Source organism: Sorangium sp. So ce381 (assembly GCF_051473845.1).
Taxonomy (GTDB): Bacteria; Myxococcota_A; Polyangia; order Polyangiales; family Polyangiaceae; genus Sorangium; species Sorangium atrum.
The window spans coordinates 11467520-11483320 of the sequence record NZ_CP150336.1; the positions used below are offsets into that span (position 1 = coordinate 11467520).

Consider the following 15801-nt stretch of genomic DNA (forward strand, 5'->3'; position numbering starts at 1 on the left):
GCCGGCGAGAGCAACAAGCTTCGGGTCTGCCGCCCGGTGTTCGGACAGGCGCCTGGGTGCGGGCTGAGCATGCGCTGACGAGAGCGGCGGGGACGAACGGCTCGCAGCGCTGCGCCGTGCTCCTGCCGCTGGGAGCATAAGCAGGTCGGCATCCGGGGAGTTCATCCCCATGGGCCTGATGGCGTTGAGCCTTCGGGCGATGTAGCGCTTGTGCGACAATCGGCCGATCAGGGTGGGGGCCATGGTGTCGATAGAAGAGATCGAAGCGCCGATCAGCCGCGACGAGGAGGTCGCCTGCATGGCCTCCCCCTGCCAGTGCGGGCGCCGCGAGCCCTGTCCGGCGCCGGGCGAGCTCACGGCGCGCGCGGCGCTCCGTTTGGCGCGCGCGGCGGAGCTCGACGAGCTCGCCGGGCTCATGCTCGATCAGGCGATGGAGCTCGGCGCGCGCGCTGCCTACCTGCTCCTGACCTCCGAGGACACCGGCGAGCTCAGGATCCATTCGGACCGCCACCTCCCCGCCGACATCCGTCTCTGCCTCGCGCGGGTGGCGCGCGGCGCGCCGCTGCTCGATGCATGGGCGGCGAGCTCGGGGCGGATCGAGGTGATGAGCGATGTGCGCTCGCTCGATCCGGGGCCATCCATGACGCGTGACCTTTGCGCGCGAACCCACGCGCAGAGCGCGGTCTCGATGCCCCTCTGCGTCCGCGATCGCTGCCTTGGCGTCCTCTCCTTCTGCCTGCCCCGCCCTCAGCCCCGCGCCCGTGTCGATCTCGGCGCGCTCGCCGCGCTCTTCGCGATCGGCCTGGACAGGGCCCTCGCGCGCCAGGGCGCCGCCGCGTTCACCGAGGAGGAGGAAAGCGCGGCGGCCCTGCGCAAGCAGACGGAGCAGGCGCTCCGCGACAGCGAGGAGCGCTTCCGGCTCAGCTTCGAGAACGCGCCCATCGGCAAGGGCATCATCGGGCTCGACGGGCGGTTCCTCCTCGTCAACCGCGCCTACTGCGAGATCCTCGGCTACTCGGCGGAAGAGCTCTCGAAGCTCCGCTTCCAGGACATCACCCATCCCGACGACGTGGACACCGACGTTGGCCTGGCCGAGCAGCTGAGGAGCGGCGAGATCTCGCGCTACCAGCTCGCCAAGCGTTATATCCACAAGGACGGAAGGGTCATCCCCGTCATCCTGCACGGGTCCGTCGTGCGCCGCGCGGACGGCGAGCCCATTCACTACATCGCCCAGGTGGAGGACGTGACGGCGCGCAAGCAGGCCGAGGAGGAGCGGGAGCGCCTGCTCGCGCAGCTCGACGCCGAGCGGAGGACGCTGCGAACGGTCTTCGACAGCGCGCCCATCCCGCTCCTGCTCATCGATCGAAACGACCCAGAGCGCATCCTTGGCAACCCGCACGCGCGAGATCTCACCGGCGGCGCCGAGGAGCGGTGTCACTACGTCGGTCGCCTGCGCCGCCCGGACGGCACCGTCCTCCCGCTGGACGAGCTGCCGTCGAGCCGGGCGATGCGCGGCGAGACGATCCCCGGCGAGGAGCTCATCGTGGCCAAGGCGGACGGCTCGTGCCGGACCTTCCTCGTCGCCGCCGCGCCGCTCCGCGACAGCGCGGGGAAGATCACGGGCGCCATCGTCGCCGGCGAGGACATCAGCCCGTTGAAGGAGCTCGCGCGGATGCGTGAGGAGTGGACAAGCGTCATCGCCCATGACCTGCGCCAGCCGATCACCACGATCGTCCTCAAGGCCGCCCTGCTCGCAAGGCAACCGCAGTGCAGCGACAAGGCGCAGCACATCCTGGCCAGCGCGATGCAGCTCAACCGGATGATCGACGATCTGCTCGACGTCTCCCGCCTCGAGTCGCATCGCCTGGATCTCAGGCCGATCGAGGTCGATCTGCCCGCGCTCATCCGCGCGACGGTGGAGCGGACGGCCGACGCGACGAGGGGGCATCGGGTCGACGTCGAGGTGCTGGACCGGGTCCCTCCGCTCCTGGCCGATCCCGGGCGCCTGGAGCAGGTGCTCACCAACCTGCTGTCCAACGCGGCCAAGTACGGCGCGCCCGAGACGCCGATCAGGATCGCGGTGGAACGGCGGAGCGGCGAGGTGTCGGTGGCGATCGAGAACGAGGGGAAGGGCATCGCGCCGGACGAGCTGCCGAGGCTCTTCACCCGCTATTACCGGACGCGCGAGGCGAAGGCGGGAGGCGCCGCGGGGCTGGGCCTCGGGCTCTACATCGTGAGAGGGCTCGTCGAGGCCCACGGGGGGCGGATCTGGGCGGAGAGCGCGCCCGGGAAGACGACCTTCCAGTTCACGCTGCCGCTGTCCTAATCGTGCTCACCTCACGCGCGAGCGCCCGGAGGCCTCGTCCACGAGCTCGAGCAGATCCTCCGTCGCGCCGCGGGCGATCCACGCCTCGATCGCACGCTCCACGATGGCGAGCGCGCAGCTGGCCAGCACCCGGGGCGCGAGGTCGCGCTGCGGATCCAGGCGCATCCGCCCGGTCCGCGGCTCGCAGATGGCCTCCGCAGGATCCATGTGCCCCTCCTTGACAAATGCCACTAAGGGGCACATTCTTTCCGCTATCGCGGCTTCCCGAGGAACACCATGGAACACGACAAGGTCGCGCTCATCACGGGCGCAAACCACGGTATTGGGCTCGAGCTCACGCGTCGTCTGCTGTCGGAGGGCTTTCAGGTCATCGCGCTGAACCGCTCGGGCTTCCCCGAGGAGGATCCGTTGATCCGGGAGGGCCTCGAGCGCCGGAGGCTCCGTGTCCACAACGCGGATCTGTCCGATTTCGAGGGCCTCAGGCGGGCGCTCGGCGCCATCGAGGCGAGCGAAGAGAAGATCGACGTGCTGTTCAACAACGCCGGCGGCAGCGCCCCGGAGCTGACCTTCTCCAGGCAAGGCCGCGAGCTGCACTTCGAGCTCCAGACGGTGGTGCCGTATGTCATCGCGATGGAGCTCAGAGGGCTGCTGCGGAAGGGGGACTTGAAGACCGTCGTGAACACCTCCTCCAATGCATTCGAGATGACGAGGCGCTTCGACCCCGAAGCCCTGGAGCGCCCGGCGTCGTTCAAGCAGCTCTTCGGCCCCTACGCGACCTCCAAGCTCGCGCTCTCCCTCTGGACGCGTGAGGTGGCGCCGCTGCTCGCGGGGGACGGGATCAAGATCCGGAGCGTGGATCCCGGGCCCAACAACACGCTGAGGAAGGGAAAGCGGTCGGGGCTGCCGTTTTACGTGGAGCCGCTGATGAGGTTCCTGTTCCCGCCCCCGAGCCAGGGGGCTTCGCGGCTCTACGAGGCGGCGTTCGGCGCGAACCGGGAGCTCTCGGGCGTCTATTTGAAGAAGGACCGCGCGATGGATCTCCCGTTCCGGGAGCACGGCCCGAGGGTGCTGGAGAAGGTGCGATCCATCCACGAGCGGGAGTTCGCCGCCCGCTGATGTTCTCGAGATGGCCGCGCCGACACATATCGCCTCTCGCCGGGCCAGCGCACGTCACATCTCCTCGAGCTCCTTGCCCTTCGTCTCGGGGATGAAGGCGACGACGAACACGAGCGAGGCCGCCGCGGCGGCGGTGTAGAGCCCGTAGGCGATGCCCAGGCCGGCCGCCTTGAGCGGCGGGAAGGTCGCGCTCACGAGGAAGTTCGCCAGCCATTGCGCGGCGGCCGCGATCGAGAGGGCGAGGGCGCGGATGCGGTTCTCGAACATCTCGCCGAGCAGCACCCAGGTCACCGGGCCCCAGGACGCCCCGAAGCAGAAGACATACAGGTTGGCGGCGAGCAGCGCGGCGTGGCCGGCAGCGCCCGTCAGGACGGGGTTGCCCGCGGCGTCCTCGCCCGCGGCGCCGAACACGGCCGCCATGGCGCCGAGCGTCAGCGTCATGCCGATGGAGCCCGCGAGGAGCAGCGGCCTGCGCCCGAGGCGGTCGACGGTCGCGATGGCGACGAGGGTGGTCACGATGTTCGTGACGCCGGTGATGACCGTGATGGCAAGCGAGCTTCGCTCGGAGAACCCGACCGCCTGCCAGAGGACGCTCGAGTAATAGAAGATGACGTTGATGCCCACGAGCTGCTGAAACGCCGAGAGGCCGATGCCGATCCAGACGATGCGGAGCAGTCCGGCGCGCCCCCGCAGATCCGCGAGCCTGGGCCGGCGCTCGGACGAGAGCGTCCTCTGGATCTCGACGAGCTTCGCCTGGGCGGACGCGCCGAGGAGGTCACGAAGGACGGCAAGCGCCTCGTCCACGCGCCCCCTCGCCACGAGGTGGCGCGGGGACTCGGGGATGAGCAGCGCGCCGAGCCCGTAGAGGAGCGCCGGTGGGATGGCGCTCCAGAACATCCATCGCCAGGCCTGTGCCCCGAGCCAGAACGGGCTCGCCGCCGAGCCAGCGGCCGTCGCGATGGCGTAATCGCCGAGCAGGGCGACGAAGATGCCGAGCACGATCGCGAGCTGCTGGAGCGATCCGAGGCGGCCGCGCAGGTGGGCCGGCGCGATCTCCGCGATGTAGGCCGGAGCGACGACGCTGGCCCCGCCGATGGCCATGCCGCCGAGCACCCTCCACGCGCTGAAGTCCCAGGGCGAGATCGCCGCCCCCGAGCCCGCCGCGCTGACGACGAACAGCAGGGAGGTCGCGATCATCGTCCGCGTCCGGCCGTAACGGTCCGCCAGCCTGCCCGCGAGCACCGCGCCGGCAGCCGCGCCGAGCAGCGCGGAGGACACGGACAGGCCCACGGTTCCCGGGTGCGCTGTGAATACCCTCTCCAGCGCGCCGACAGCGCCGTTGATCACGGCGGTGTCGAACCCGAACAGGAAGCCACCCAGCGCTGCGACGGACGCGATCAGGGCGATCCGTACCGTCGAGAGGGGCTCCTCGCCGCGTCCATCCCCCTGCTGCGCCGCGGGCTCTGCCATACCCCCCGTGAACCACGAACCGTGCCGCCGGGACTCGTCAGCTCGACCGACGACCGCCGGCGTGACCGGCTACGGCGCCGCTGTCGGTGCCGCCACGATCGCTTCGAGGCGGCCGAGCACCACTTCGAGCCGCTCGATCGTCGCCTTCAGATCCGCCCGGTAGGCTCGATCGTCGGTGTGGACCAGCTCGTCTCGCATCCCCACGAGCCGGGTCGAAAGGGCTGTCCTCGTGTCATCCGCTTCGCGCTCGCTGAGCTCGAGATGAAGCTTGCTCATATCTCCTCCTGACTCACGATGGCATGTCCCTCGGGCGAGCGTTCACGGACGCTCCCGCGCGGCTGGTTCAGGCCGTCGGCCAGCGACCCTCGCCTGCTCACTCGCCTGGCGTTCACCGCTGCTCCTTTCGACAGTGCACGAGGTTTGCGCTGCCCGAGTTCCGGGGGAGAACATGGTGACGCGAGCCCTCGCCGTCAGCGGCCGCGGCGAGCGAGCAGCGCTTCGGCCCGCTCGACACGCGGCAGCAGACCGATGAGCCCGTGGACCCGAATCGCATCGACGACCTGCAGCGGGGCGCAGAACATGCAAGCCGGAGGCGCGTAGCCGCGGCGAGGCCACACCACAGGATGGGGGAATCATGCAGACGCTAGGACCCGAGGAGCGTGAACGGTTTACACAGCAGGAGAGCCCGATCGCGCCGATATCTGGCGCGCGGCGCAGGCCGGAGGAGGAGAGGGAGGCGCCGCGGATCGTGCTCGGCGGCTCGCTCGCCGAGGTGGTGTGCGGCGCGGGGGCGATCGTCCTCGCCATCCTTGGCCTGACGGGGGTCATGCCGGGAGAGCTCACCTCGATCGCCACGATCGTCTTCGGCGCCGCGCTGATCGCGCACGGCGGCGCGATCGCCTCGCGCTTCGGCGCCTTGACGCGGAGCACGGCGCCCGTCGAGTGGGACACGCGCGCCGAGCTCGGCGGCGGCATGGGCGCGGAGCTCGTCGGCGGCGCGGCGGGCATCGTGCTCGGCATCCTCGCGCTGCTCGGGCTCGCCCCCGCGACGCTGACGTCGGTCGCGGTGATCGTCTTTGGCGGCACGCTGCTGCTCAGCGGCGGTGCGACGGCGGACCTCGGCGCGCTCGACGCGCGCGGCGCGCACCTGCACCTCGCCCACATGGCTCGTCAGGCGGCGATGGCCGCCGCCGGCTTGCAGTCGCTCGTCGGCGCCGGAACGGTCGTGCTCGGCATCCTCGCGCTGGTCGGCATCTATCCCATGGTGCTCACGCTCGTCGCCCTGCTCGCGCTGGGGTCGGCGATCGTCACGAGCGGATCGGCCGTCTCAGGGCGCGCGGCCGCGGCGCTTCGGCGCTGAGCCGGGGCGACGCTCCCCTCACGAGACGGCTCACCCCACCACGCGCTGGGCGACGTCCTCGATGTCCGATGCGATGCGCGCGGCGATCGGCAGCGGGCTGCGGGGCAGCGCCGACCGCCCCACGAGCGCCGCGGCGGCCGCGAGCGCGAGCAGCCCGAGCCCCACGGCGGTCGAGCGCGCCGGATGATTGCGGCGCTGCCCCACGGCCAGCGACACCATCAGCGCGTCGATGCCGGCGAGCCCCGCGACCCCCGCGACGCCGAACGCGATCGCCGAGCGCGAGAGGGCAGCGGCCGACCGGCGGAGATCGCGCCTGGCGAGCGCGAGCTCCGCGCCGAGGAGCTTCTTCGCCTCGTGGACCGCATCGGCGGCGAGGTCCTGCGCGCTGCGATCGGTTTGTGATGGACCGATGGACGGCTGTTGTTGCATGCGGGCTCTCCCTGCCGGCGTGAGCACGCGCCGGGCGCGCCCCGGGATGCATCGACTGCGCCCGCGCGCGCCGCGCCCGCCCGAACGCGCACCGGAGGCACGCAGCGCGGCGGGGCGGCACGGATGTCGCACGCCGCCCAGGTCGAGCTCACGCTCCGAGCTCGCGGGCGTCGCCGATCACGGCTCACCTGGCAACCGATCACGGGAACCGCCGATGAAGCATGTCGTGGGCTGGATCAGCTCCCTGCTGCTCCTCGTGACCTTCGGGTCACAGACCTACAGGGAGTGGAAGGGCGAGAAGGACAAATCGGAGAAGTACACCCTTGTGTTCTTCATCGCCGCGATCGCCGGGACGGCCGGGAACCTCATCTACAGCCTGCTCGTGAGAAACTCGGTGTTCACCGCCCTGAACGCCGCGCTGGTTGTCAACAACGCCGCCGGGCTCTGGATCGCACTCCGGCATCGGAAGCAGGCGCAGCAGGCAGGGGCGGCCTAGCGCTGCTGTGCGTTGCGCTGGCGAGGAACGGCGGTTGCAGCGCGGGAGACATGGAACCGTCCACTGCAATCCGATTCGATGAGGAGAGGGTCTCCCGTCCCCTCAGCGAGCGAGGTCACGTCGACGCCGGTGCAGGCTCCGCGGCGGCCGCGGGCCCGGCCGAGCAGATCGAGCACAGCAAGCAGCGGCTCGCGGGCGACCTCGTCGCGGCGAGGGCGAGGTTCCGCGGCGCCAGGAGCGAGGCAGAGCACACGGCCTGGCGCGTCGCCGTCGTTGCGGCGGCCGTGCTCGCCCTGGGTGGTGTCGCGGCGGTGGCGGTGAGCTCACGCCGCAAACGGCGGCGCGCGTGGTGGTGACGCCGTGCCTCGCAGAGGAGGCTGCGAGCGGCCTCTCCACGAGCGCGTCATGGCCTTGCGCGCCTTGGGAATGACCTGGCCTCGACATAGATGTGCTTCACATCGGGTCGCTGGCTCCGTATCCGCGCCTCGATCCGCTCGATCGCCTCCGCCACCTCGGAGGCCGTGAGCGCGGGGTCGAACTCGATGCACAGCACGACCAGGACGTCGTGCGGACCGAAGTGCATCGTCATCGGTCGCCCCACCTCCGACACGCCAGGATCCGCCTTGGCGAGCGCGCGGATCGCGGCAAGGAGATCCCTGTCCGCGCTCTCCCCCACGAGGAGCCCGCGGCTTTGCTGCGCGAGGAAGATCGCGACCGCCGCGAGCACGAGGCCGATGCCGATCGACGCCGCACCGTCGAGGTAGGGGTTTCCCAGGCGGTGCCCGAGCCAGACGCCGAGGAAGGCGATGGCGAGCCCGGCGAGCGCCGCGGAGTCCTCCAGGACGATGGTGAACGTCGTCGGGTCCTTGCTGGATCGCATCGCCGCGAGGTAGCCCTGTCCGTCCTTCTTCTTGAACTCGTGGACCGAGATGGCGAGCGACGTTCCCTCGAAGATGGCCGCTGCGCCGAGGACGACGTAGTTCCACGTCGGATCCTCGATCGGGCGCGGGCTCAGGAGGTGCAAGATCCCTTCGTAGATCGAGACGCCGCCGCCCGCGGCGAAGATCATGAGGGCGACGATCAGCGTCCAGAAGTAAAGCTCCTTGCCGTGGCCGAACGGATGATCGGCATCGGCCGGGCGGGCGCTCCGGTGCTTGCCGAGCAGGAGGAGGAGCCCGTCGGCGGTATCGACGAGAGAGTGCACCCCCTCGGAGAGCATCGCCGAGCTGCCGGTCACGGCGGCGGCGATGAACTTGACCGCCGCGATCGCCACGTTGGCGCCGACGGCGCCATAGATGGCGATCCTCGACCCTTCCCTCATGCGCCGCCGATCCTCCCAGCGATGTGCAGGCCGCGCCAGGCGCTCCCCTGTCGTGAAGTCGTGAAGTCGTGAAGTCGTGAAGGGAGAGCCCTGCCCGCACGGCGGCCGCACGGACGCGACCGTCGCCGGATGAGAGCGCGCAGGGTTGATGGGAAAGGCCTTCGAGGCAGGACGCTGGGGGCTCCTGGCTACCCGACCGATGTCGGCCCGATGACGACAGCAGACGATGGGGATCGAGGGCTGCTCTGCTTCTCGACGGTGATGAGCAGATCGAAGTTGGCATGCGGCACGCTCATCTGGGCCAGCTTGCCTCTTCGGCTGTCAGCATTGTAGTCGAGCACTCCGACCCGTTTCCACGGCGACTCGGAGCTCGGGCGCTGCCAGACGACGAAGTGCGTACTGCCGGCCTCGATCCGCTCGGGCGGCGAGAGGTGAACGACGTCTACCAGCAGCCGTGTGGTCGCGGCGTCGGAGTCGATGTCGGCGGTGATGTGCGCATCGGCGCCGGGCGCGAGCCGCGTGCCATGAATGGTTTGCTCGCTCGGACCGCCACAGCCCGCGAGCGCCATGCTCGCGAGAAGACCGAGCGTGAGCCCTATCCGGCGGCCGGTTCGTCGTCCCATGTCCGTGTGTTTCATATCGCCACCTCGATCGCCTCTCTGCTTCACGGCAGATCCACTGTCCCCCCTCGGGCGTCGCGTCCGGGCTGGCCGGTACCACAGCCTCTCGGCTGCATCGTCGCAATTTGAGCAAGCATCATGCCGAGGTGGGATGTGCGTCGGCGGGAGGCGGCGAAACGAGGACATCCACGACCGCGCAGCGCTCACTCCGGCCTGCCGAGGCGTCGGCGGGCGTCGTGATGTCCTACGACGATCGGGCGGGCGTGCTGGGCATTCACAGGAGCCACATCCCACGCCGGAGCAACGGATCTGAGCTGCAGATGCGCCCGCTGGCTCTTGCGCCAGTCGATCACGAGCTTCGGCGCGACCTTCGTCGGGAGCTGAGGCGCGAGCCTCTTCACGATCTCACGCTCCTTCGTGCCGAACTTCAGGTGTCGCTCTCCGGCGTTGCGTTCACCGAGGCGATTGTGTCACGATTTTTGAACTACTTGAGCTCCTTCGGCGGCTTCAGCCACTCGCCGTCGGCCAGAAGGACGCGCAGGCTCTTGCCGCTGCTCAAGCTCGCCGCGAGGGGGAGGCCGAAGCGGCGCAGGACGCGCCGGATGAGCGGCAACGCGTCGACGAAGACCTGCGCCATCGCCGGCGCCGTCAGGTCGCCGCGGCCAAGCATGATGCACGCGACGTTTGCGCGGACCAACGCGAGGCGTTCGAGCGCGTTTACACGAATATTCTTGTCCTTGGTCAGGACGACCCAGCCGCGGCGGCCGATCTCGACGAGCCACTCAGCGTCGGGCGTGTTCTGCGCGAAGTGATCGTCGTGGGCGTGGACGTCGAGCTTCGCCGCTCGCAGCGCTTCGACGACGAGCCCGCGGCCGAGCGACCGGTCGATGAAGTAGGTGAACGGCTCACGCAGCTTCACGCGTCTCGCACCGGATCGCGTCCTCGATCTTCTCGATCTCGACGCCGTAGTCCTTCGCGAGAAGCCGCACGGACTCGCCGGCCCGGTAGCGCTCGGTGACGATGCGGGCCTCGATCCCGGTGCCGGCGATCACGGGCTGGCCGAAGCCGCACCGCGGGTCGACCACGATCGTCTTAGGCTGGCTGCCGATCGCCGTGCTCCGGACCCAGGGGTAGAGCCGTGCTGCGAGGCCCCCTTCCCAGTCGATGCGCGCGAGGCTCGCGTCGAGGACCTCCCGGAGCACGGCTTGGCCCTCGGCGGAGACGTTCAGCAGCCGGTCGGCGTGCTGGACGAAAAGGTTGGCCCCGTCCGTCCGGAAGCTCGCGTGGACGAGTGGTCGGGCATAGCCGAGCTCGTCGCCGACGAACCGCAGCGCCTTGCGGACGCGCTGCATGGAGATGCCGTGCACCCGCCGCATCGAGGCGAGCACGAAGGCTTCGATGAGGTTCGAGAACGAGAGGGAGAGGGGCGCGCGCTCGGCCGGCTTGAAGAGCGCCTTGCGCGGACCGTCGCCCGAAGCCCAGAGGCGCAGGGTGGACGGCGACAGGCGGACGATCCGCGCGGCGCGCGGGACCGGGTACGCCGGAAGCTCCTCCGGGGCACCGCCGTCGTAGATGTCTCCCTTTGGCGCCATAGAGTTATTCTACCACACCGCTGCGGCGGGCGCGCAGTTCGAACGTGGCGCCGATGGTAGCAGCCGATCGCGCGCCGGGAGCATGGCGGCGCCCCGCGTCGATCTCACGGACGATAAGCGGGAAAGCAGGAGGTCGCGCGTCGCGCGAAGAGCATCGTTCGCGATACAGCGCGTCCGCCATGCCAGCGTTCGATCCAGCGAGTGCCTCGAACTTGATACGCGGTTCTCGAGAGGTATCGCGGTCAGCACCGCAGATAACCCGTCGAGCGTCCATTGTGGTTGCGCCGCGCCGCGGACGACGGCAGCGATGTTCGTGTGCCCTAGCAATAACTGGATAGATGCAGCGTCTTCAAATACCGCCATATCGACCGGCCGGTCGATAGACGAATTGTTCGTCACAACTCCGGGCTCACCCGCTCGCCAAACCGCTCCGCTGCCCGCCCTGCGCGAGGTTATCAATGCCGTTGCACTCGCGATGTTTGCATCGCTGCACCGCTCGACGACGCCGCTCGCCCCAACTACAGGGTATAGCCCCGCATCCGGCACGGCTCAGCGGGGGAGACCGACGGCGGTCTACGCTCGGGGTACGAACCCCGGCGGCGTCCAGCTTCCGCGCCGGATGTTCAGCCGATGCCGATCACCGTCGACCGCTCTCTCGCAGCGATCGAGCCCTCCAGCACGCTCTCGTGACTGTCGGCGGCTCGTGAGCTGCCTTCGCAGCTCAGCGCGCAGCGCCCCCACCACTGCGCCGCTCGTGTGCCGGAGCGGGCGGGCAGGCCGAAGGAGCACCCCAGAACGCCGAAAGCCCGGCGACCCACGGGTCCCGGGCTCTCAACCACCTGTCCCAGCCGTTGTCCCGGCTGTCCCAGCCAGCCTCTCGGGCTGACTGGATTCCGCAATCATCTCGGGTGGGCCATGAAGGACTTGAACCTTCAGCCAATGGATTAAGAGTCCACTGCTCTACCAATTGAGCTAATGGCCCGAGTGAATTGTCAAACCGACTGAACCTGAAACGGCTCCCGGGATCTCGCCGGAACGCTTGAGTCGCCCGTTGAGCCCGGCACGCCCGGCCTGATTCGAACAGGCGACTTTCGGATTCGAAGTCCGACGCTCTATCCAGCTGAGCTACGGGCGCTCCTGCTCACCCCTCGGCGGGGCTCGCGGAACGCTTCTAACCGCACCGGCGGCGATATGTCAAGACGTTGTAGCAACATGGTGCGCAATTCTTAGGCCGCCACCACCGCCGAGCCCGGACGGACGCGCTCGACGGGCGCATCCCGTCGCTCCCTCCGTCGGCAGCACCCCGTCCGCCGGCACCGATCGCGGCCAGCACAGCGCCCTCGGTGGGCGCCTGGCCCGGCACGGCGGCGTTCGGCCCGGCACGGCCGCACCTGGCCCGGCGCGGCTGCGCCTGGCCCGGCGCGGCTGCGAAAGAAGTTCTCCGTCCGCGGCGCCGCAGGGTAGGGTCCTGCCCGTCATGCCGCTGCTCCGCCCGCTTTCTCGGCGCTTCCTCGCCTCCCCAGGCCCCGTAGCCGCCCTCCTGCTCGCCCTCTCGCTCGCTGCGCCGGCCCAGGGCGCTCCCTCGACCCCCACGGGCGCGCAGCCGGCCGCGGCCGAGCAGCAGCCGGGCAAGAGCCCGCAGAACAAGCGCCGCGCCGCGCGGCGGAGCTCGGCCGACGGCGAAGGTGAGGCGCGGGCGGCGCGCAGCACCCGATCCAAGGAGAAGGCCCAGGAACGGGCTAGCAAGAAGCGCGCGGCGAAGCGGGACGACACCTCCCGCGCGGAACGCGACGGCACCGCCGCCGACGCCGACGAGCGGAAGCCGCTGTCGAAGGGCGCTCCGAACCGCGGGCGGCTGACCGGCGCCGTGCGGCTCCGATCGTCGAGGCACCTCAAGGCACGCGAGGGCGCCAGGACGTGGGGGCTGCCCGTGCTCGTGAAGACCCTGCGGCGCGCCGCCTTCCAGGTGGCCAAGAAGCACGGCGACTCGGCGCTGCTCGTCGGCGATCTCTCCGCCAGGACGGGCGGCGCGCTCGACGGGCACAACTCCCACCAGACGGGGCGCGACGCCGACGTCGGGTTCTACGTCGTCAACTCGAAGGGCAAGACCCTCCGCATGGATCGGTTCGTCGCGTTCGACGACGAGGGCAACGCCATCGGCCTCCCCGGCGCGCGGTTCGACGACGCGCGCAACTGGGCGCTCGTCCAGGCGCTGCTCGAGGACCGGCAGGCAGGCGTCAAGTACCTGTTCGTGACCGACGCGCTGCGGGCGCGGCTGCTCGCGCACGCTGCGAAGAAGCGCGTCCCGGCAGACCTCCGGGCCCGGGCCGCGGCCGCGATGATGAGCCCCAGGGACGCCGACCTGCACAACGACCACTTCCACATCCGCGTGATGTGCCCCCCGTCGATGCGCGGCGCCTGCATCGAGGAGTCGCTGGCCCGCCCCGCGTGCGCCACCGATGAAGCGAAGCAGGCGCTCGACTCCGGGGCGCCCGCGGCGACGGATGCGACGGATACGGACATCTACGGCGTGCCTTCCACCGCGGCGCCGACGGTGGCCGACGGAGCGCGCGCCACGGCCGCACCGGCGGCCGCGATCACGCCGCCCGCCGCGGCCTCAGGCGCTCGCCCGACCGCCGCGCCCCGCTGACGTCCGCCCTCGCTCAGGCCGCCGGCGCGGCCCCTTGCGGCGCGGCGCCGTCCGCGAGCTCCACCACGACCGGCGCGTGATCGGACGGGCGCTGGAGCTCCCGCGGGCGCGTGTCGATCGACACATCGGTGCAGCGCGCGGCGAGCGGGCGCGTCACCAGCGCCAGATCGATGCGGAGGCCCTTGTTGCGCCTGAACGCGCCCATCCGGTAATCCCACCAGCTGTACGCCTCCTTGGCGGGGTGGCAGGCGCGGAACGCGTCCACGAGCCCCCACTCCATCAGGCGCCCCAGCGCGGCCCGCTCGTCCGGATGGAAGAGCACCTGCCCCTCCCACTTCTTCGGCTCGGCGACGTCGATCGCCTCGGGCGCGACGTTGAAATCGCCGCAGATCACGATCTCCTGATCCGGACCGTAGCGCGCGTCGAGCTCGCTCCGCAGCCGCTCCAGCCACGCGAGCTTGTAGGCGAAGGCCGGCGTGCCCACCGCCTGGCCGTTGGGCACGTAGACGTTGATGACCCGGATCCCCTCGATCGTCGCCGCCAGCATCCGCCGGGCGACGTCCTGCTCGTCGCCGTCGAGGCCCTTCTTCACGTCGTCGACCGAGAGGCCGAAGCGCGTGGCGATCGCGACCCCGTTGTAGGACTTCTGGCCGAAGATGACCGAGCGATAGCCCACCTCGGAGAGCGCGGCCTCGGGGAAGCTGCCGTCCTCGACCTTCGTCTCCTGCATGCAAACGACGTCGGGCGCGGCGCGGACCAGCCAGCTCGTGAGCTGCTCGAGCCGCGTGCGGATGGAGTTCACGTTCCAGGACGCGATGCGCATAGGTCCTCCGGGCGATAGCGGATGAAGAGCCGGGCGGAAAGCCTGCTCCAGGGGCGCGCGCGCGGTTCACGGCTCCCGGTCACAAGGCCGCCCGCATCACGTCGAAGAGTCCCTCCGGATCGTCGACGTGGAGCCAGTGGCCGGCGCGCGGGAGGACGTGGACCGAGAGCCAGGGCGCGCGCGCCGCGAGCGCCTCGAAGCGGTCGCGCGAGGCCGGCGAGATCGACGCGGATCTGCCGCCGAGGACGACGTGGATGCGCCGCTCCTCCACGCCCGGGCCGCCCGGCGCCGGCGGGTCCTCGAGGACGTGCCACAGATCGCGGGCGAAATAGTCGGTGAGCAGCTCGTTCAAGATGTCGAGGTCGAGCCGGATGCGGAAGCCGTCGCCCTCGCGGCGGACGTTCATCGCCAGCCAGTCCGCGATGCCGCGGCTGAACCCGGCGGCGTGCACCGCCTCGAGGAACGCCTCGCGCGACGGGATCGGCTGCGGGATCGCGCGGAGCATCGCGAGCACGCCGGGGCTCTCCGATCCGCTCTCGCCGGCGGGCCTCGCGCTCGGATCGGCGTCGAGGATGAAGCCGCGCTCGATCCCCGTCGGCCGGCGCTCGAGATAGGCGAGCGCCACCTTGCCGCCGAACGAATGGCCCATCACGCCGCGGATATCGAGGCCGAGGCGGTCGCCCAGCCGGAGCAGATCCTCCGCGGCCGCCGCGATGGTGTGCGGCGCAGACGGGCTCTGCGACATGCCGTGGGCCCGCAGGTCGACAAGGATGAAGCCCCACGGCCGGGCGGCGGCAGGAGGCGCGCCCTCGACGGCTTGCGCCTCGGCGAGGCGTCGGATGAAGGTGCGCCAGTTGGCGCCCGAGCCGAAGATGCCGTGCAGCACGAGCATCCAGCGGGCAGGCGTCGCGGAGGGGGCGGAGACGAGGGCGTGGTGGGGCACGAAGCCGGCGTGTGCGTTCATGGCTCTCCGGACCGCGCGAGCGCGCGGCCTGCGCCTAGCGCTAGCATGGACCCATGGCCAAGAAGCCCCCCATCGCGCCGCCGAGCGCGGGCGCCACCGAAGACGAGGGCATCCAGCCGGCGAAGAAGCCCGAGCAGTTTCACGGCTCGGCGCTCGCCGGGGCCAGCTTCGACGACGTCGACCTTCGCAGCGCGCGCCTGCACGACGTCTCGCTCGCGGAGGCCGAGCTCGACGACGTCTCTCTCGCCCGCGCGCGCCTGCACAACGTCTCCCTCGCGGACGCCGAGCTCGACGACGTCGACCTTCGCGACGCGCGCCTGCACAACGCGACCCTCGCCGGCGCCTCGCTCGACGACATCTCGCTCGCCGGCGCGCGCATCGACAACGCCGACGCCGCCGAGACCCGCTGGTCCGACGCGAGCCTGCGCCGCGCTCGCTTCGAGGGGTCGGACCTCCGCGACGTCGAGATCGTCGGCTGCGCGATCGAGGGGCTCACCATCGACGGCGTGCGGATCGATCGCCTGCTCGAGGAGGCGAAGGATCGATCACGCGCGAGCCAGGCCCCGAAGGCCACCGAGAAGGAAGCGCCGCCGAAGAAGCCGAAAAAGGAGCGAAAACCGTAGCATCCCACCCG

Annotated in this window: 17 protein-coding genes and 2 tRNA genes; 7 read left to right on the top strand and 12 right to left on the bottom strand. The window is 70.5% G+C overall.

Going from position 1 to position 15801, the window contains the following annotated elements; translation table 11 throughout:
- The first annotated feature begins 241 nt into the window (after positions 1–241).
- Positions 242–2326, top strand: coding sequence for a PAS domain S-box protein (locus tag WMF29_RS43045; protein WP_437325854.1), 2085 nt, complete (start codon positions 242–244; stop codon positions 2324–2326).
- Positions 2327–2332: 6 nt separating this feature from the next.
- Here the strand turns inward: WMF29_RS43045 and WMF29_RS43050 are convergent, their stop codons facing one another.
- Positions 2333–2533: an acyl-CoA-like ligand-binding transcription factor gene (locus WMF29_RS43050; RefSeq protein WP_437325855.1), complete on the bottom strand. Its 201-nt coding sequence runs from the start codon at positions 2531–2533 to the stop codon at positions 2333–2335.
- 69 nt (positions 2534–2602) lie between these two features.
- On the opposite strand from WMF29_RS43050, the gene WMF29_RS43055 reads away from it, so the two are divergent.
- On the top strand, positions 2603–3442 hold the full coding sequence (locus WMF29_RS43055) for an SDR family NAD(P)-dependent oxidoreductase (RefSeq protein WP_437325856.1): 840 nt from the start codon (positions 2603–2605) through the stop codon (positions 3440–3442).
- 54 nt (positions 3443–3496) lie between these two features.
- On the opposite strand, the gene WMF29_RS43060 is transcribed toward WMF29_RS43055, so the two are convergent.
- Complete coding sequence (locus tag WMF29_RS43060) at positions 3497–4912, bottom strand: sugar porter family MFS transporter (RefSeq protein WP_437325857.1); 1416 nt, start codon at positions 4910–4912, stop codon at positions 3497–3499.
- A 69-nt stretch (positions 4913–4981) separates the two neighbouring features.
- Entirely contained in the window at positions 4982–5188 is a 207-nt protein-coding gene (locus tag WMF29_RS43065) for a hypothetical protein (protein WP_272101971.1), read from the bottom strand.
- A gap of 358 nt (positions 5189–5546) precedes the next feature.
- Between WMF29_RS43065 and WMF29_RS43070 the strand changes: the two genes are divergently transcribed.
- Positions 5547–6272: a hypothetical protein gene (locus tag WMF29_RS43070; protein ID WP_437325858.1), complete on the top strand. Its 726-nt coding sequence runs from the start codon at positions 5547–5549 to the stop codon at positions 6270–6272.
- A gap of 30 nt (positions 6273–6302) precedes the next feature.
- Here the strand turns inward: WMF29_RS43070 and WMF29_RS43075 are convergent, their stop codons facing one another.
- Positions 6303–6701: a phage holin family protein gene (locus WMF29_RS43075; RefSeq protein ID WP_437325859.1), complete on the bottom strand. Its 399-nt coding sequence runs from the start codon at positions 6699–6701 to the stop codon at positions 6303–6305.
- A gap of 214 nt (positions 6702–6915) precedes the next feature.
- Here WMF29_RS43075 and WMF29_RS43080 point away from each other — a divergent pair, with 214 nt between their 5' ends.
- Both WMF29_RS43080 and WMF29_RS43085 read left to right on the top strand, forming a co-directional pair.
- On the top strand, positions 6916–7197 hold the full coding sequence (locus WMF29_RS43080) for a hypothetical protein (RefSeq protein ID WP_437325860.1): 282 nt from the start codon (positions 6916–6918) through the stop codon (positions 7195–7197).
- A 50-nt stretch (positions 7198–7247) separates the two neighbouring features.
- A complete protein-coding gene (locus WMF29_RS43085; RefSeq protein ID WP_437325861.1) occupies positions 7248–7553 on the top strand; it encodes a hypothetical protein in 306 nt (101 codons plus the stop codon).
- Between the two features lie 47 nt (positions 7554–7600).
- Here the strand turns inward: WMF29_RS43085 and WMF29_RS43090 are convergent, their stop codons facing one another.
- The 6 genes from WMF29_RS43090 to WMF29_RS43115 form a co-directional block, all read right to left on the bottom strand.
- Positions 7601–8518: a cation diffusion facilitator family transporter gene (locus WMF29_RS43090; protein ID WP_437325862.1), complete on the bottom strand. Its 918-nt coding sequence runs from the start codon at positions 8516–8518 to the stop codon at positions 7601–7603.
- A 188-nt stretch (positions 8519–8706) separates the two neighbouring features.
- Entirely contained in the window at positions 8707–9087 is a 381-nt protein-coding gene (locus tag WMF29_RS43095; RefSeq protein WP_437325863.1) for a hypothetical protein, read from the bottom strand.
- A 535-nt stretch (positions 9088–9622) separates the two neighbouring features.
- Positions 9623–10057, bottom strand: coding sequence for a hypothetical protein (locus tag WMF29_RS43100; RefSeq protein WP_437325864.1), 435 nt, complete (start codon positions 10055–10057; stop codon positions 9623–9625).
- Positions 10044–10730: a DUF433 domain-containing protein gene (locus WMF29_RS43105; RefSeq protein WP_437325865.1), complete on the bottom strand. Its 687-nt coding sequence runs from the start codon at positions 10728–10730 to the stop codon at positions 10044–10046. The genes WMF29_RS43100 and WMF29_RS43105 overlap by 14 nt, the downstream gene beginning before the upstream one ends.
- Before the next feature lie 909 nt (positions 10731–11639).
- A tRNA-Lys gene (locus tag WMF29_RS43110) sits at positions 11640–11712 on the bottom strand.
- Positions 11713–11791: 79 nt separating this feature from the next.
- Positions 11792–11865: transfer RNA gene (locus tag WMF29_RS43115), tRNA-Arg, on the bottom strand.
- Positions 11866–12207: 342 nt separating this feature from the next.
- On the opposite strand from WMF29_RS43115, the gene WMF29_RS43120 reads away from it, so the two are divergent.
- The gene (locus WMF29_RS43120; RefSeq protein WP_437325866.1) at positions 12208–13380 is read left to right on the top strand and encodes a penicillin-insensitive murein endopeptidase; all 1173 of its coding nucleotides are present in this window, start codon (positions 12208–12210) and stop codon (positions 13378–13380) included.
- Between the two features lie 13 nt (positions 13381–13393).
- On the opposite strand, the gene xth is transcribed toward WMF29_RS43120, so the two are convergent.
- Positions 13394–14203, bottom strand: a complete 810-nt coding sequence (xth, locus tag WMF29_RS43125) for an exodeoxyribonuclease III (protein ID WP_437325867.1) — start codon at positions 14201–14203, stop codon at positions 13394–13396.
- A gap of 79 nt (positions 14204–14282) precedes the next feature.
- On the bottom strand, positions 14283–15167 hold the full coding sequence (locus WMF29_RS43130; RefSeq protein ID WP_437325868.1) for an alpha/beta fold hydrolase: 885 nt from the start codon (positions 15165–15167) through the stop codon (positions 14283–14285).
- Between the two features lie 53 nt (positions 15168–15220).
- Between WMF29_RS43130 and WMF29_RS43135 the strand changes: the two genes are divergently transcribed.
- Positions 15221–15790: a pentapeptide repeat-containing protein gene (locus WMF29_RS43135; protein WP_437325869.1), complete on the top strand. Its 570-nt coding sequence runs from the start codon at positions 15221–15223 to the stop codon at positions 15788–15790.
- The last annotated feature ends 11 nt before the right edge of the window (positions 15791–15801 follow it).

Coding starts and splice junctions, on each gene's coding strand:
- WMF29_RS43045 (WP_437325854.1), top strand. CDS start 242: ATGGTGTCGATAGAAGAGATCGAAGCGCCGATCAGCCGCGACGAGGAG.
- WMF29_RS43050 (WP_437325855.1), bottom strand. CDS start 2,533: ATGGATCCTGCGGAGGCCATCTGCGAGCCGCGGACCGGGCGGATGCGC.
- WMF29_RS43055 (WP_437325856.1), top strand. CDS start 2,603: ATGGAACACGACAAGGTCGCGCTCATCACGGGCGCAAACCACGGTATT.
- WMF29_RS43060 (WP_437325857.1), bottom strand. CDS start 4,912: ATGGCAGAGCCCGCGGCGCAGCAGGGGGATGGACGCGGCGAGGAGCCC.
- WMF29_RS43065 (WP_272101971.1), bottom strand. CDS start 5,188: ATGAGCAAGCTTCATCTCGAGCTCAGCGAGCGCGAAGCGGATGACACG.
- WMF29_RS43070 (WP_437325858.1), top strand. CDS start 5,547: ATGCAGACGCTAGGACCCGAGGAGCGTGAACGGTTTACACAGCAGGAG.
- WMF29_RS43075 (WP_437325859.1), bottom strand. CDS start 6,701: ATGCAACAACAGCCGTCCATCGGTCCATCACAAACCGATCGCAGCGCG.
- WMF29_RS43080 (WP_437325860.1), top strand. CDS start 6,916: ATGAAGCATGTCGTGGGCTGGATCAGCTCCCTGCTGCTCCTCGTGACC.
- WMF29_RS43085 (WP_437325861.1), top strand. CDS start 7,248: ATGGAACCGTCCACTGCAATCCGATTCGATGAGGAGAGGGTCTCCCGT.
- WMF29_RS43090 (WP_437325862.1), bottom strand. CDS start 8,518: ATGAGGGAAGGGTCGAGGATCGCCATCTATGGCGCCGTCGGCGCCAAC.
- WMF29_RS43095 (WP_437325863.1), bottom strand. CDS start 9,087: ATGGCGCTCGCGGGCTGTGGCGGTCCGAGCGAGCAAACCATTCATGGC.
- WMF29_RS43105 (WP_437325865.1), bottom strand. CDS start 10,730: ATGGCGCCAAAGGGAGACATCTACGACGGCGGTGCCCCGGAGGAGCTT.
- WMF29_RS43120 (WP_437325866.1), top strand. CDS start 12,208: ATGCCGCTGCTCCGCCCGCTTTCTCGGCGCTTCCTCGCCTCCCCAGGC.
- xth (WP_437325867.1), bottom strand. CDS start 14,203: ATGCGCATCGCGTCCTGGAACGTGAACTCCATCCGCACGCGGCTCGAG.
- WMF29_RS43130 (WP_437325868.1), bottom strand. CDS start 15,167: ATGAACGCACACGCCGGCTTCGTGCCCCACCACGCCCTCGTCTCCGCC.
- WMF29_RS43135 (WP_437325869.1), top strand. CDS start 15,221: ATGGCCAAGAAGCCCCCCATCGCGCCGCCGAGCGCGGGCGCCACCGAA.